We start from the raw sequence: 13675 nt of genomic DNA, 5'->3' as shown, positions 1-13675 counted from the left end.
TTCGGGAAGGCGCTATTGCCGCAGAATCGGCCATGTCTGTTCACAGGAAGTGAAAAATGAGTACAACATCCCCCCGTTACGAGCCCTGGCTGGAGGCGATGCTGAATATCGCCCGCCATTACCGGCTCGATTATTCAGAAGAGCATGTGCGCGTCGCCATCAGTCACGAAAGCCATCTGCCGCACCATCAGGTGCTGGAAGAGATGGCGCGCCAGCTGGGGCTTGGCGCCCATAGCGTACCGCCCGATGTTTCGCTGATTGACCCCTGGCGTCTGCCGCTGGTGGCGGAATTCAGCGAGGGGCAGATTGCGGTGCTGACCCGCATGGACGGCGACCAGAACGTCGTGTTGCAGTTTAGCGGCGATGGCGGTTTGGAAACCACCATGCCGCGCGCGGAACTGGTGTCACGCCTGAAGGCGTTGCTGGTGCTGCGCCCGCTGGAATCCATTCCCGATGCCCGGGTAGACGACTACGTGAAGCCATGGCAGAAGAACTGGTTCTGGTCTCTGGCGCTGAAGGACTGGCGGCGTTACGGCGATATTATGCTGGCGGCGATGGTGGCTAACGTGCTGGCGCTGGCCGGGATGCTGTTTTCGATGCAGGTTTACGACCGCGTGGTGCCCGCCCAGTCGCAGCCCACCCTGTGGGTGCTGTTCGGCGGCGTGATGCTGGCGATTCTGTTCGAATTTATGATGCGAATGCTGCGCACCCACGTTTCTGACGTGGTGGGCAAACGGGCCGATCTGCGAATTTCCGAACGGGTGTTTGCCCACGCGCTGCGCATCCGCAACGGCGCCAGGCCGAAATCTACCGGTTCGTTTATTTCCCAGATTCGCGAGCTGGAAGCGGTGCGCGATCTGATTACCTCCACCACCATCAGCGCGCTGTCCGACCTGCCGTTCTTCCTGCTGTTCGTCTTTATTCTGTGGATGATCGGAGGGCCGCTGGTGTTTGTGGTGCTGCTGGCGATTCCGCTGTTGTTGATCCCCGGGTTACTGGTGCAGCGGGCGCTGGCGCGACTTTCCAGCGAAGGGATGCGCGAGTCGGCGATTCGCAACGCCACCCTGGTCGAGGCGGTGCAGGGCATTGAGGACATCAAACTGCAGCGCGCCGAGCAGCGCTTCCAGAACCAGTGGAACCATACCAACGATGTGGCCGCCTCGGTGGCGATGAAGCAGCGCTGGATCACCAGCATGCTGCTGACCTGGACCCAGGAGGTACAGTCCATCGTCTATGCCGTGGTGCTGCTGGTGGGCTGCTATCTGGTGATCGACGGCGATATGACCACCGGCGCGCTGGTGGGAACCTCGATTCTCGCTTCGCGCACCATCGCGCCGCTGTCGCAAATCTCCGGCATTTTGTCGCGCTGGCAGTCGGCGAAGGTGGCCCGCAAAGGGTTGGACGATCTGATGCAGCGGCCAATCGACGATCCGGGTCACGGTAAGCGGGTTCACAAGGCTCATTTGCGCGGCCACTACCAGTTGAAGAACGTCGGTTTCTACTACGACGAAGAGGCAAAGGTGAACGATGTCACCATTGCGGGGCTGGAAATTAAGGCCGGTGAACGTATTGCGATTCTGGGCCGCAACGGCGCCGGTAAGAGCACGCTGCTTCAGTTACTGGCGGGAATGCAGATACCGCAGCAGGGGCAGATTCTGCTGGATAACACCGGCCTGTCGCGACTGGATCCTCAGGATGTGCGCCGCGATATGCAGCTACTGAGCCAGCAGGCGCGCCTGTTCTTTGGTTCTATTCGCGACAACATTACCCTGGGGCGGCCGCTGGCCAGCGATGAGGAGATCTACCAGGCGCTTTTGATCAGCGGCGCCGATGAGTTTGTACGCAAGCAGAAAGAGGGGCTGAACTACGCCATTGCCGAAGGGGGGGCCGGGCTGTCGGGGGGACAGCGCCAGGCGTTGCTGCTGGCAAGGGCGCTGATTGCGCGTCCCAATATTCTGCTGCTGGACGAGCCCACGGCCTGGCTGGATGAGATCAGCGAGAAACGCTTTATCGCCCATTTGCAGCAGTGGCTGGGCCCCAGCCGTACTCTGGTGGTCTCCACCCATCGCCTGTCGATTCTGGCGCTGGTCGAGCGGATTATCGTGATGGATGGCGGACGCGTGGTCATGGATGGGCCACGGGATGTGGTGCTTAAATAGTCGGGGCTGAACGTACCGGCGCCGGTATCGAAACAGGCGGCGGCGATGACCCGGGCGCAGACTGAAGCCATCATGGAGGAGGGCGTATGAATACAACATCTAACCTGCGGGAAAAGCGTCTGCCGCGCTCGTCGTTGATTATCTGGTTGCTGGCCGCGCTGTTGGTGGCCTTCCTGAGCTGGGCCAGCCTGTTTCATTTGGATGAGGTCACGACCGGCAGCGGCAAGGTGGTGCCGTCGTCCCATGAGCAGGTGATTCAGTCGCTGGAAGGTGGGATCGTCCATAAACTGTCGGTACGGGAAGGGGATCTGGTGGAGCGCGGCCAGGTGCTGGCGCAACTGGATCGTACCAGGGCTGAATCGAGCGTACTGGAAAGCGTATCGCGGCTGAATGCCGCCCTGGCCACAGCCGCGCGTCTGAATGCCGAGGTGAGTAATAGTGAACCAGTGTTCCCTCAGGAGCTGGAAGGCGATTCTGAGTTGATACGTCAGGAGACGGCGCTGTGGAAGTCCCGACGCGACAGCCTGGAAAAGGGGCTGGCCGGGCTGAACCAGGGCGTGGCTCTGGTTCAGCGTGAACTGACCATGACGATACCGCTGGTGAAGGAAGGGGCAGCCAGCCAGGTCGAAGTATTGCGGCTCCAGCGTCAGAAGAACGAGCTGGAGAATAAGATCACCGAAATGCATAACCAGTACTACGTACGGGCCCGCGAAGAGCTGGCGAAAGCCAATGCTGAAATTGAAACCCAGCGTTCGGTGATGCGCGGTCGTGCCGACTCCCTGACCCGGCTGACCTTTACCGCGCCGGTGCGCGGCATTGTGAAAAATATTGAAGTCACCACGGTGGGGGGCGTGATTCCGCCTAACGGTAAGCTGATGAGCCTGGTGCCGCTGGACGACCAGTTGGTGATTGAGGCGAAGATCTCGCCGCGGGACGTTGCCTTTGTTCATCCCGGCCAGCAGGCAATGGTCAAGATCACCGCCTATGACTACTCCATCTACGGCGGCCTGAAAGGGAAGGTGACGATGATTTCCCCCGATACCATTCAGGATGAGGTGAAACGCGATATTTACTACTACCGGGTTTATATCCTGACTGATAACAATTATCTGACCAACAAGGACGATGATAAGTTTCCGATATTCCCGGGGATGATCTCCACGGTAGATATTAAAACCGGGAGTAAAACGATTCTGGATTATCTGCTGAAGCCGTTGAATAAAGCTCAGGAGGCACTGCGCGAACGTTAATTTCCGTTCAGGGCCGCGGCGGTTCGCCGGCGGTCCCTGAATGAATCGATTCTGGCTCGATATTTAAATAGTAGAACGCCCATGAAAAATAGAATCCCATATACTCTTCTACCAGCGTGAAATAGGCGGGGTGGAGTAAAATATCGCCCGAGGGTAACTCGCTCAGCAATTCTTGCTCTGCGGCAGCCTGGATCAGGCGGCGAATATGCGTGCGGGAAACTGAAAATTTACGGGCCAGTGCTTTCAGGGAGCAGCGGATAATGACGCTGGGCTCCTGGGTTTGGCGGCGCGCTTCGCTATACAGCTCCAGCATAATCATTCTTCCGGCATCTTTATCCAGAAACAGGCAGGCTTCTGGCAGCATATTTTTATAGACGATACCGCGGAACAGATAGTCGGCGGCTCGGTTAAAGAAGTCGCGCCGCTGCTGCTTGCGATCGAGCAGGGAAGAGGAGAAGTTGTGGTCGGGGCACAGCAGGGCAAGGGGCCGGAAGGTGCTCTCCATATAGTGCTTCAGATCGCTCAACCCTTTATCCGTAGGCTCAATCAGTAGTTTGCGCCTGTCCTGGCTATCCCTGAAGGTACGTAACCGGCCACTGACTTTCAGCAGGCTAACAATAGCAATCACGCTATTCGGGCTGGCAATTTTATAGTGAGCGCATAATTCTTTTATCTGGGAAATTGACGATGCCTGATGACCATATACCAGACAGCAGGTTGCCAGCACGATGTTAAATCGCGTTTCCTGAAGAATGATTTTATAGAATAACGGTTGCTTGCAATAAATCTCCTGATTTATTTGGTAATGCAGACTGATGGCCTCATAAAAGTTCGGCAGCGCTTTTACCTGTTCGCAACGCAGGCGTAGCTTTTCCTTTAAGTGTTTTATTTCCATTTTTATAATAAAGGTCTCTGTGAGCTTTTGTTATGATGTAGGTACCCGGAAAACTTGATGTACAGATCATTATTGCACAGAACCGTAAAAAGATCCTGAGATCGCGATAAATGTTAGGAGGAATCTTTATTTCACAGCAATAAAGGATAATAAGATTTCAAAAAAGGTAAACGGTGCTTATTAATAAACAGGGTGTTTATTATTCAGCGTAGAGTTATCTGGTGGGAAGGAATAGATTCAGGCTATCTGAAGTTGATGAAACAAAAAAAGGGCCAGCACAGTGCTGACCCCGGATTCGACAGGCTGAAGAATTACTTCAGACCGGCAGCTTCACGCAGCTGAGCCGCTTTGTCGGTTTTTTCCCACGGGAAGTGTTCGCGACCAAAGTGACCGTAAGCAGCGGTTTCACGGTAGATCGGGTGCAGCAGATCCAGCATCTGAATCAGGCCGTACGGGCGCAGATCGAAGAACTCACGAACCAACAGGGTCAGCTGTTCGGTCGGCACTTTCTCGGTACCGAAGGTTTCCACCATGATGGAGGTCGGTTCCGCCACGCCGATAGCGTAGGAAACCTGAATCTCACAGCGATCCGCCAGACCGGCAGCGACGATGTTTTTCGCCACATAGCGCGCCGCATAAGCTGCAGAGCGGTCAACCTTGGACGGATCCTTACCGGAGAAGGCGCCGCCGCCGTGGCGGGCCATGCCGCCGTAGGTATCGACAATAATCTTACGACCGGTCAGGCCGCAGTCGCCCATCGGGCCGCCGATAACAAAACGGCCTGTCGGGTTAATAAAGTATTTGGTGGATTCGTTCAGCCATTCAGTCGGCAGAATCGGCTTGATTACCTCATCCATCACCGCATCGTGCAGATCGGCCTGAGAAATATCCTCGGCGTGCTGGGTGGAAAGCACCACGGCATCGATGCCGACGATTTTGCCGTCGTCGTACTGGAAAGTGACCTGGCTTTTGGCGTCCGGGCGCAGCCACGGCAGGGTGCCGTTTTTACGCACTTCAGCCTGACGCTGTACCAGACGGTGGGCATAGGTCACCGGTGCCGGCATCAGAACATCGGTTTCGTTGGTGGCATAACCAAACATCAGACCCTGGTCGCCAGCGCCCTGTTCCAGCGGTGAGCTGCGGTCAACGCCCTGATTGATGTCCGGAGACTGCTTGCCGATGGCGCTCAGTACCGCGCATGAGTTAGCGTCGAAACCCATATCAGAATGGATATAGCCGATATCGCGCACCGTATTACGGGTGATCTCTTCGATATCCACCCAGGCGCTGGTGGTGATTTCACCGCCGACCAGCACCATACCGGTTTTTACGTAAGTCTCGCAGGCCACGCGTGCTTTAGGATCCTGCTCCAGAATGGCGTCCAGCACCGCATCGGAGATTTGGTCAGCAATTTTATCGGGATGCCCTTCTGATACAGACTCGGACGTAAAAAGGTGTTTTGCCATGATTTCTTCACCCTAAGATCGATTCGTTGAGATTAGACTGCTGCGTAATGAGGTCCGAACAGCGCAATGTGCTGTGTCAGGAGGCTTGCGCAGGTAATCCACAGGAAGTCTGTGTGTTAATCAGTATAGATGGATTAACTTCTGGACGGCTATTCTAGGTTATTCCCTCCGCGCTTTTCCAGTCATTTTTGAAGATGGACACATTGTGTTAAACATTTATCCCTACGGTTTAACCCTAAATGGGGAGATTTTCCGGCTATTTTTGCTTTGCTTTTTGGCGCTGATATCGGTATAAATCGCCGCTACGCGGCATATAGCGTAAAGCATGATGTGAGACTTTATCGCCAGGCGAAGGCGAGGAGGTGATACGACAGATGAACCACCGTTTCCTGCATATGATTTGCGCCCAGCGTGCCGCGATAACGCCACCCTATATTTCCCTTCCGCATTTTTCTGGTCGGTTACCCCATACCGGCGCTTCTCAGGACTCCCGAGCCGGTTTGGCTGGAATTCATAATTAAGGTCGCTCCGTTTTTTCGGGGTTTTCTCGTGATGTTCCGGTGTCTTTAACGATGATAAATATGGGATCGTTTACCCCTAACGGCTGGCGACGGCCTGATGTCGATGGAACGCTATTTTCCGCAGTAGCGGCATATAGTTATACACTTATCAGCAACACTGAGGTTCGCAATGTCTGACGACATTTCTTTTGTTTCGGGTTCGTCAGCAGGCGAACAGGGCACACTCCGTTCAATGCAGGAGGTGGCAATGAGTTCCCAGGAGGCTAGCAGGATGCTGCGTACCTACAATATTGCCTGGTGGGGCAATAATTATTACGACGTCAATGAACTGGGCCATATCAGCGTCTGCCCGGATCCTGATATTCCGCAGGCGCGGGTCGATCTTGCCCGTCTGGTGAAGGAGCGCGAAGCGAAAGGGCAGCGTCTGCCCGCGCTGTTCTGCTTTCCCCAGATCCTGCAGCACCGGCTGCGTTCCATTAACGCAGCCTTTAAGCGCGCCCGGGAATCTTACGGCTATCACGGCGACTATTTTCTGGTCTATCCGATCAAGGTCAACCAGCATCGCCGGGTGATTGAATCGCTGATCCACTCCGGCGAACCGCTGGGGCTGGAGGCCGGTTCTAAGGCAGAACTGATGGCGGTACTGGCTAACGCCGGTATGACCCGTTCGGTGATTGTCTGTAACGGCTATAAGGATCGCGAATATATCCGCCTGGCGCTGATCGGCGAAAAGATGGGCCATAAAGTCTATCTGGTTATCGAAAAGATGACCGAGATCGCCATGGTACTGGAAGAGGCGGAGCGCCTGAATGTGGTGCCGCGCCTGGGGGTACGTGCGCGCCTGGCCTCTCAGGGATCCGGTAAATGGCAGTCTTCCGGCGGCGAGAAGTCCAAATTCGGGCTGGCGGCCACCCAGGTTCTGCAACTGGTCGAAACGCTGCGCGCAGCGGGGCGTCTGGAAAGCCTGCAACTGCTGCACTTCCACCTGGGCAGCCAGATGGCGAACATCCGCGATATCGCCACCGGGGTGCGTGAGTCGGCGCGCTTCTATGTGGAGCTGCATAAGCTGGGCGTTAATATCCAGTGCTTCGATGTTGGCGGCGGTCTGGGCGTGGATTATGAAGGTACCCGCTCGCAGTCCGACTGCTCGGTGAACTACGGACTGAACGAATACGCCAACAACATTATCTGGGCCATTGGCGACGCCTGCGAAGAGCACGGCCTGCCGCATCCGACGGTGATTACCGAATCCGGCCGCGCCGTGACCGCCCACCATACCGTGCTGGTCTCTAATATTATCGGGGTCGAGCGCAACGAATATACCGTGCCTCAGGCGCCGGAGCCGGATGCGCCCCGGGCCCTGCAAAGCATGTGGGAAACCTGGCAGGAGATGCACGAACCGGCTAACCGCCGTTCGCTGCGCGAATGGCTGCACGACAGTCAGATGGATCTGCACGATATCCACACCGGGTATTCGTCCGGCAGCTTCGATCTGAGCCAGCGCGCCTGGGCCGAGCAGCTGTATCTCAACATGTGCCATGAGATCCAGAAACAGCTCGATCCGCAGAACCGCGCTCATCGTCCGATTATCGATGAATTACAGGAGCGGATGGCGGATAAGCTTTACGTCAACTTCTCGCTGTTCCAGTCGATGCCGGATGCCTGGGGGATCGACCAGTTGTTCCCGGTGCTGCCGCTGGAAGGGCTGAATCATGCCCCCAGCCGCCGTGCCGTGCTGCTGGATATTACCTGCGATTCCGATGGCGCCATCGACCACTATGTGGACGGCGACGGGATAGCCACCACTATGCCGCTGCCGGATTACGATCCGGAAAATCCGCCGCTGCTGGGCTTCTTTATGGTAGGCGCCTATCAGGAGATCCTCGGCAATATGCATAACCTGTTCGGCGATACCGAAGCGGTGGATGTGTTTGTGGATGCCGAAGGCAACGTGACCGTAGAGCTTTCCGACGAGGGCGATACGGTGGCGGATATGCTGCGCTACGTGCAACTGGACCCTGATACGCTGCTGACCCGCTTCCGGGATCAGGTGAAACAGACCGGTCTTGACGATGCACTACAGCAGCAGTTCCTGGAAGAGTTCGAAGCCGGACTATATGGCTACACCTATCTGGAAGATGAATAAAACGTGGCGAGTCAGGGATAATTTTTCGCTGGCTCACACTCTTTGCTTCACCGACGCGCCGCGGGCTATCTGCCTGTTGAACAGTCGGACGAATGCGGCCATAATTCGAGGGCAAAGATAAATATTCAATCCCTTCCTCGTCGGGTCTAACGACGAGGAAGGGATTTTTTTTACCTATCCGAGAGGAAAAATCATGAGCACCTTAGGCCATCAGTTTGACAACTCCCTGGTATCCAATGCCTTTGGTTTTTTACGTTTACCGCTGAACTTCCAGCCTTACGACAGCGATGCAGAGTGGGTGATTACCGGCGTTCCCTTCGATATGGCGACTTCCGGTCGGGCCGGTGGCCGTCACGGGCCTGCGGCGATCCGCCAGATCTCCACCCAACTGGCCTGGGAAGGTAACCGTTTCCCGTGGGACTTCGATATGCGCGAGCGCCTGAATGTCGTGGACTGCGGTGACCTGGTTTACGCCTTCGGCGATGCCCGCAACATGAGCGAAAACCTCCAGGCTCACGCTGAAAAGCTGCTGGCGGCCGGTAAACGTATGCTTTCCTTCGGTGGCGACCACTTTGTGACGCTGCCGCTGCTGCGCGCTCACGCGAAACACTTTGGCAAAATGGCGCTGGTGCACTTCGATGCCCATACCGATACCTACGGCAACGGCAGCGAGTTTGACCACGGCACTATGTTCTATACCGCACCGAAAGAGGGTCTGATCGATCCGACCCGTTCCGTGCAGATCGGTATCCGTACCGAATTCGATAAAGACAATGGCTTTACGGTGCTGGATGCCCCGCAGGTGAACGATCGCAGCGTGGATGACGTACTGGCCCAGGTGAAGCAGATCGTGGGCGATATGCCGGTCTATCTGACCTTTGATATCGACTGTCTGGATCCCGCCCACGCGCCGGGTACCGGCACGCCGGTGATTGGCGGCCTGACCACCGATCGCGCGCTGAAGCTGGTGCGCGGGCTTAAAGATCTGAATATCGTGGGGATGGATCTGGTGGAAGTGGCGCCAGCCTACGATCAATCGGAGATCACCGCGCTGGCTGCCGCAACTCTGGCGCTGGAGATGCTCTATCTGCAGGCGTCGAAGAAAGGGCAGTAATTACCCTTTCCCTCACCCCCGTCCCTCTCCCTTTGGGAGAGGGACGGGGGTGAGGGAGTATTACGCCATCAGCGCCGCCGAACGGCGCATTTTCACCAGCAGCATGGTCCCCGCCGCCAGCGTTATCAACTGTGACGCGACCAGCACCGAAAAACCGGCGCTGACCGACCCCATCCAGCCCATCACCCCTCCCATTAGCATTGGAATAAAGGCGGCGCATAGATTGCCGATGCCGTTAATAATGCCGTAGGCGCTGCCTACCGCTTCCGATGGCGCACGCTGTTGTACCACCACCGGAATCGCCGCCCCCTGAATTCCCCAGCAGGCATTTGCCGTCAGCATCCAGAAGGCCAGCCAGCCAGGCTGGTGGCTCAGCATGAGCCCGCTTACCGCACAGGCCGTAGTGGCGCCGCCGACGATAAACAGCAGGGGAGCCCTGTCCGGCGGCAGTTTATCCAGCAGCACGCCGCCCAGAAATTTGGCGCCCAGGCTTAGCAAAAACGGCAGCGCCGCCAGCAGGCCGGTGGCCTGGAGTGAAAAGTGATGTTCGTCGCGCAGCCAGGCCGGTAGCCAGGCGCTGTTGCCCCACAGATAACTGAGAGTGGCGATCTCTACCAGCAGGATCCAACCCAGCAGCGGAGTACGCCAGGCAAGCAGAAAAGTGGTGCGAAAGCGCAGACGGTTCAGACGACGCAGGGCCGGCGGCGGCGGCAGAAAGCCCCACACCAGACCACCGCCGATAATCAGGTTGAGCAGTGCCAGAACATAAAAGGAGCCGGTCCAGCCCAGATGCTGCATCAGCCAGGTAATCAGCGGAAAGCCCACCGCCAGGCCCAGAGAGATACCCAGGGCGCTTACGGCGTTTGGCTTGCCCAGTTCGTTGGTGGCGAAGCGATCGCTGATATAGCGGGTTTTCATGGAAAACAGCGGCCCTTCGGCCACGCCAAGCAGCAGACGAGCGACCAGCAGCCCCATCAGCGAGCCCAGTAATGGCGAGACAGCGCAAATAATTGCCCAGATCAGGATACTGACCAGCAGCCCCTGACGATAATGCATTTTACTTTCCATTAGAGGTGTTAATAACAGGGCGGAAAAACCGTAGCCCAGCAGGAACAGCGTCATTAACATTCCCTGTAACATCCTGTTATCATTAAGCTGGAAGTGGGCGGCGAATTCGGGGTTAAGAATCATCACCGAAATATTTACCCGGTCCACATAAGCGATCACGATTAATAAAAGTAATGCCAGTACGCCTTGCCATCTTGCGGAAAACATTGGCATTCCCTCCTGTTGGACAGATACAGCCGCAGATTAACCTTAAGTCATCGTGACAGTTTCGACACGAAATGAAATATCTTGAAAAATGCTTTGTTTTTCAGTTGGTAAGTGTTATGTGGTTTCATATTTTAAACCGTTATTAGCGCATGGATATTCTGTGTTTAGCGGGTTTTAATAAAAACTGTCAATAGACAGGGCGGATCTGATAGCGGAAAAAATAAATATAACTAAGCGACATCACAAAACAGAAAATAAATCACAATTTCATATACCAACAATTTTTCGTGATCAATTGCACACTTGTGCGATATTCCTTATTTCTTTTAACAAATTCATCACATTGGCCCTTGACCTGAAAAACCTCACTCTTATATTGGCTGTATTAAATAAGAAACAATGTTTCATATATGAAACAAGGGCCTGGAGGATCGCGATGAGCTGGATAGGCGTGTGTGATGTTGCACAAGTACAGGAAGATTTTCCCTTTAGCGGCAGCGTAGAGGGGAAAGAGATTGGGGTGTATCTGGTCGATGGCGAATATTTCGCGCTGGAAGATGTCTGCCCCCACGCATATGCCCTGCTAAGCCAGGGATTCGTTGAAGATGGCAAGGTGGAGTGCCCCCTGCATGAAGCGGTTTTTGATGTCCGCACCGGTACCTGCCTGCACGGCCCGGGCGGGCGTAACCTGAACCGTTATCCGGTTCGGGTATTTGAAAATCAGATCCAAATTACCTTTATACCGGAGACAGTAGAATGAGCGACACGTTGGACTTTAACCCCCAACTGCCGGAAACCCGGCAGTTTACCCCACCGGCAGAAGGCGGCAATGGCGCCATTCATCAGCCGGGCCAGTATCAGAACATTATCTGGCAGACCCGTCCCCGCGTACCGGAGCCTTTTGAACTTCGGCTGATTGATGCCCTGGAACAGCTATTCGACCAGGGCGCCGAAACCCTGGAAGCGCTGGTGGATGGCCTGAATGCGCAGCGGATCTTCGATCACCAGGGTGAACCCTGGAACGAACAGAGCTTCCGGGCATTTTTGCAGGTTAACGGTTACTGAGGGGGAAAAGATGACAACGACAGTTCGTGAATATCTGGACAAGGGGCTGCGCGGCCAGTGGTATCCGGTTCTGGCAAGCTGGGAAGTACAGTCGGCGCCGGTGGGCATTACCCGGCTGGGTGAGCAGATTGTTATCTGGCGCAATAAAGATGGCCAGGTACAGGCGCTGGAAGATCGTTGCCCGCACCGCGGCGCCCGCCTGTCTATGGGCTGGAACCTGGGCGATCGCATCGCCTGCTGGTATCACGGTGTGGAAGTGGCTGGCAGCGGCGAAGTGAAAGACGTTCCGGCGGTGGCGAGGTGTCCGCTGGTGGGTCAGCAGTGCGTACGCAGTTATGCGGTGCAGGAAGCACACGGCGCCATCTTCCTGTGGTTCGGCGTGACCGACGAAGCGCCCACTGAGCTGGTGTTCCCCCAGGAGCTGGCGGATACCGACAGCTACAGTAACTTCCTGTGTACCGCCGCCTGGAACTGTAACTACCAGTATGCGCTGGAAAACGTGATGGACCCGATGCACGGCACCTACCTGCACTCCTCTTCCCACTCCATGGCGGAAGGGGATCGCAAAGCCGATATGCAGCTACTGCCCACTGAAACCGGTTTTATATTTGAGAAAAAAGGCCAGAGCGGCGTGAACTTCGACTGGGTGGAGTTTGGCGCCAGCGGCGCTTACTGGATGCGTCTGTCCATTCCGTATAAGAAGCGCTTCGGGCCGGGCGGCCACTTCTGGATAGTCGGCATGGTGGTGCCGGAGGACAACGACAACTGCCGGGTCTTCTTCTGGCGTATCCGCAAGGTGAAGGACTGGCAGCGCGACCTGTGGCGCTTTATGTACCGCAATCGTCTGGAAAAACTGCACTGGGAAGTTCTGGAGCAGGATCGCGTGGTGCTGGAAAGCCTGGCGCCGAATGCCCGCGACCATGAGTATCTGTATCAGCACGATGTCGGGATGTCGCGCCTGCGCCGCGTCATGCAGAAAGAGGCCACCCAGCAGCTTGCCAAACGCGAAGCCCAGAAGGGGGCCGCCTGATGTCCGGGCTGCTGGCGGATAAGCGCATCGTCGTTACCGGCGCGGCGCGCGGGCTGGGGGCGGACTTTGCCGAAGGCCTGGCGCGCCAGGGCGCCCGGGTGGTGATGTGTGACATCCTCGCGGGCGAGCTGGCGGAGTGCGCCCAGCGCCTGAGCGCCAGCGGTTGTGAGATCGAATCGTATCCCATCGATCTGGCCGATCCTGCTGCAATCGAGGCAACCTTCAACGCCATTGGCGAACAGGGAGCCATCGACGGGCTGGTGAATAACGCGGCGCTGGCCACCGGCGTGGGCGGTAAAGACATGATGGAGTACGACCCGGATCTCTGGGATCGGGTGATGCAGGTGAACGTGAAGGGCACCTGGCTCACCACTCGCGCCGCCGTACCGCTGCTGCGCGAAGGGGGAAGCATCGTCAATGTGGCTTCCGACACCGCGCTGTGGGGCGCACCGCGCCTGATGGCCTACGTTGCCAGCAAAGGCGCGGTGATCGCCATGACGCGATCCATGGCTCGCGAACTGGGCGAACGACGGATTCGGGTGAACGCCATTGCGCCGGGACTGACCCGGGTAGAAGCCACCGAATACGTACCCGCCGAACGCCACCAGCTATATGAAAACGGACGGGCGCTGGCGGGGGCTCAGCATCCGCAGGACGTCACCGGTAGCGTTGTCTGGCTGCTTTCCGATCTCTCCGGCTTTGTCACCGGACAGTTGTTACCGATTAACGGCGGTTTTGTTTTTAACTAAGGAAC

At 56.5% G+C, this 13675-nt stretch carries 11 protein-coding genes; 8 read left to right on the top strand and 3 right to left on the bottom strand.

The genetic code is table 11. From position 1 onward, the window contains the following. Positions 1-56 precede the first annotated feature (56 nt). Both FEM41_RS01030 and FEM41_RS01025 read left to right on the top strand, forming a co-directional pair. Positions 57-2159 carry a type I secretion system permease/ATPase gene (locus FEM41_RS01030; RefSeq protein WP_138093529.1) on the top strand — a complete coding sequence of 701 codons (2103 nt, stop codon included), beginning with the start codon at positions 57-59 and terminating at the stop codon, positions 2157-2159. Between the two features lie 86 nt (positions 2160-2245). Beyond that, the gene (locus FEM41_RS01025) at positions 2246-3409 is read left to right on the top strand and encodes an HlyD family type I secretion periplasmic adaptor subunit (protein ID WP_138093526.1); all 1164 of its coding nucleotides are present in this window, start codon (positions 2246-2248) and stop codon (positions 3407-3409) included. A gap of 7 nt (positions 3410-3416) precedes the next feature. Here FEM41_RS01025 and FEM41_RS01020 read toward each other — a convergent pair whose 3' ends face one another. Together FEM41_RS01020 and metK are read right to left on the bottom strand one after the other, a co-directional pair. After that, positions 3417-4037 carry a hypothetical protein gene (locus FEM41_RS01020; protein WP_138093523.1) on the bottom strand — a complete coding sequence of 207 codons (621 nt, stop codon included), beginning with the start codon at positions 4035-4037 and terminating at the stop codon, positions 3417-3419. A gap of 578 nt (positions 4038-4615) precedes the next feature. Continuing rightward, a complete protein-coding gene (metK, locus tag FEM41_RS01015) occupies positions 4616-5770 on the bottom strand; it encodes a methionine adenosyltransferase (RefSeq protein ID WP_138093520.1) in 1155 nt (384 codons plus the stop codon). 690 nt (positions 5771-6460) lie between these two features. Here metK and speA point away from each other — a divergent pair. Then, positions 6461-8437 (top strand): biosynthetic arginine decarboxylase, encoded by a 1977-nt coding sequence (speA, locus tag FEM41_RS01010; protein WP_138093517.1) that lies wholly within the window; start codon positions 6461-6463, stop codon positions 8435-8437. Positions 8438-8630: 193 nt separating this feature from the next. Beyond that, positions 8631-9551, top strand: a complete 921-nt coding sequence (gene speB, locus FEM41_RS01005) for an agmatinase (RefSeq protein ID WP_138093513.1) — start codon at positions 8631-8633, stop codon at positions 9549-9551. Between the two features lie 60 nt (positions 9552-9611). Here the strand turns inward: speB and FEM41_RS01000 are convergent, their stop codons facing one another. Continuing rightward, complete coding sequence (locus FEM41_RS01000) at positions 9612-10826, bottom strand: MFS transporter (protein WP_138093510.1); 1215 nt, start codon at positions 10824-10826, stop codon at positions 9612-9614. Positions 10827-11262: 436 nt separating this feature from the next. On the opposite strand from FEM41_RS01000, the gene FEM41_RS00995 reads away from it, so the two are divergent. Genes FEM41_RS00995 through FEM41_RS00980 form a run of 4 tightly spaced genes read left to right on the top strand, consistent with a single transcriptional unit; the run spans position 11263 to position 13670 of the window. After that, on the top strand, positions 11263-11586 hold the full coding sequence (locus FEM41_RS00995) for a Rieske (2Fe-2S) protein (protein ID WP_138093507.1): 324 nt from the start codon (positions 11263-11265) through the stop codon (positions 11584-11586). Next, positions 11583-11891: a recombinase-like helix-turn-helix domain-containing protein gene (locus FEM41_RS00990; protein ID WP_138093504.1), complete on the top strand. Its 309-nt coding sequence runs from the start codon at positions 11583-11585 to the stop codon at positions 11889-11891. The genes FEM41_RS00995 and FEM41_RS00990 overlap by 4 nt, the downstream gene beginning before the upstream one ends. 10 nt (positions 11892-11901) lie before the next feature. Beyond that, the gene (locus FEM41_RS00985; protein ID WP_138093501.1) at positions 11902-12921 is read left to right on the top strand and encodes an aromatic ring-hydroxylating oxygenase subunit alpha; all 1020 of its coding nucleotides are present in this window, start codon (positions 11902-11904) and stop codon (positions 12919-12921) included. After that, on the top strand, positions 12921-13670 hold the full coding sequence (locus tag FEM41_RS00980) for an SDR family oxidoreductase (RefSeq protein ID WP_138093498.1): 750 nt from the start codon (positions 12921-12923) through the stop codon (positions 13668-13670). Before FEM41_RS00985 ends, FEM41_RS00980 begins: the two co-directional genes overlap by 1 nt. The last annotated feature ends 5 nt before the right edge of the window (positions 13671-13675 follow it).

This window comes from Jejubacter calystegiae (genome assembly GCF_005671395.1).
GTDB classification, from domain to species: Bacteria; Pseudomonadota; Gammaproteobacteria; order Enterobacterales; family Enterobacteriaceae; genus Jejubacter; species Jejubacter calystegiae.
The sequence above is the reverse complement of the archived record's forward strand: the minus strand, read 5'-3'. Positions and strand labels throughout refer to the sequence as shown.

Excerpts from the sequence above, each read along its gene's own strand:
- FEM41_RS01030 (WP_138093529.1), top strand. The coding sequence starts at position 57 with ATGAGTACAACATCCCCCCGTTACGAGCCCTGGCTGGAGGCGATGCTG.
- FEM41_RS01025 (WP_138093526.1), top strand. The coding sequence starts at position 2,246 with ATGAATACAACATCTAACCTGCGGGAAAAGCGTCTGCCGCGCTCGTCG.
- metK (WP_138093520.1), bottom strand. The coding sequence starts at position 5,770 with ATGGCAAAACACCTTTTTACGTCCGAGTCTGTATCAGAAGGGCATCCC.
- speA (WP_138093517.1), top strand. The coding sequence starts at position 6,461 with ATGTCTGACGACATTTCTTTTGTTTCGGGTTCGTCAGCAGGCGAACAG.
- speB (WP_138093513.1), top strand. The coding sequence starts at position 8,631 with ATGAGCACCTTAGGCCATCAGTTTGACAACTCCCTGGTATCCAATGCC.
- FEM41_RS01000 (WP_138093510.1), bottom strand. The coding sequence starts at position 10,826 with ATGTTTTCCGCAAGATGGCAAGGCGTACTGGCATTACTTTTATTAATC.
- FEM41_RS00995 (WP_138093507.1), top strand. The coding sequence starts at position 11,263 with ATGAGCTGGATAGGCGTGTGTGATGTTGCACAAGTACAGGAAGATTTT.
- FEM41_RS00990 (WP_138093504.1), top strand. The coding sequence starts at position 11,583 with ATGAGCGACACGTTGGACTTTAACCCCCAACTGCCGGAAACCCGGCAG.
- FEM41_RS00985 (WP_138093501.1), top strand. The coding sequence starts at position 11,902 with ATGACAACGACAGTTCGTGAATATCTGGACAAGGGGCTGCGCGGCCAG.
- FEM41_RS00980 (WP_138093498.1), top strand. The coding sequence starts at position 12,921 with ATGTCCGGGCTGCTGGCGGATAAGCGCATCGTCGTTACCGGCGCGGCG.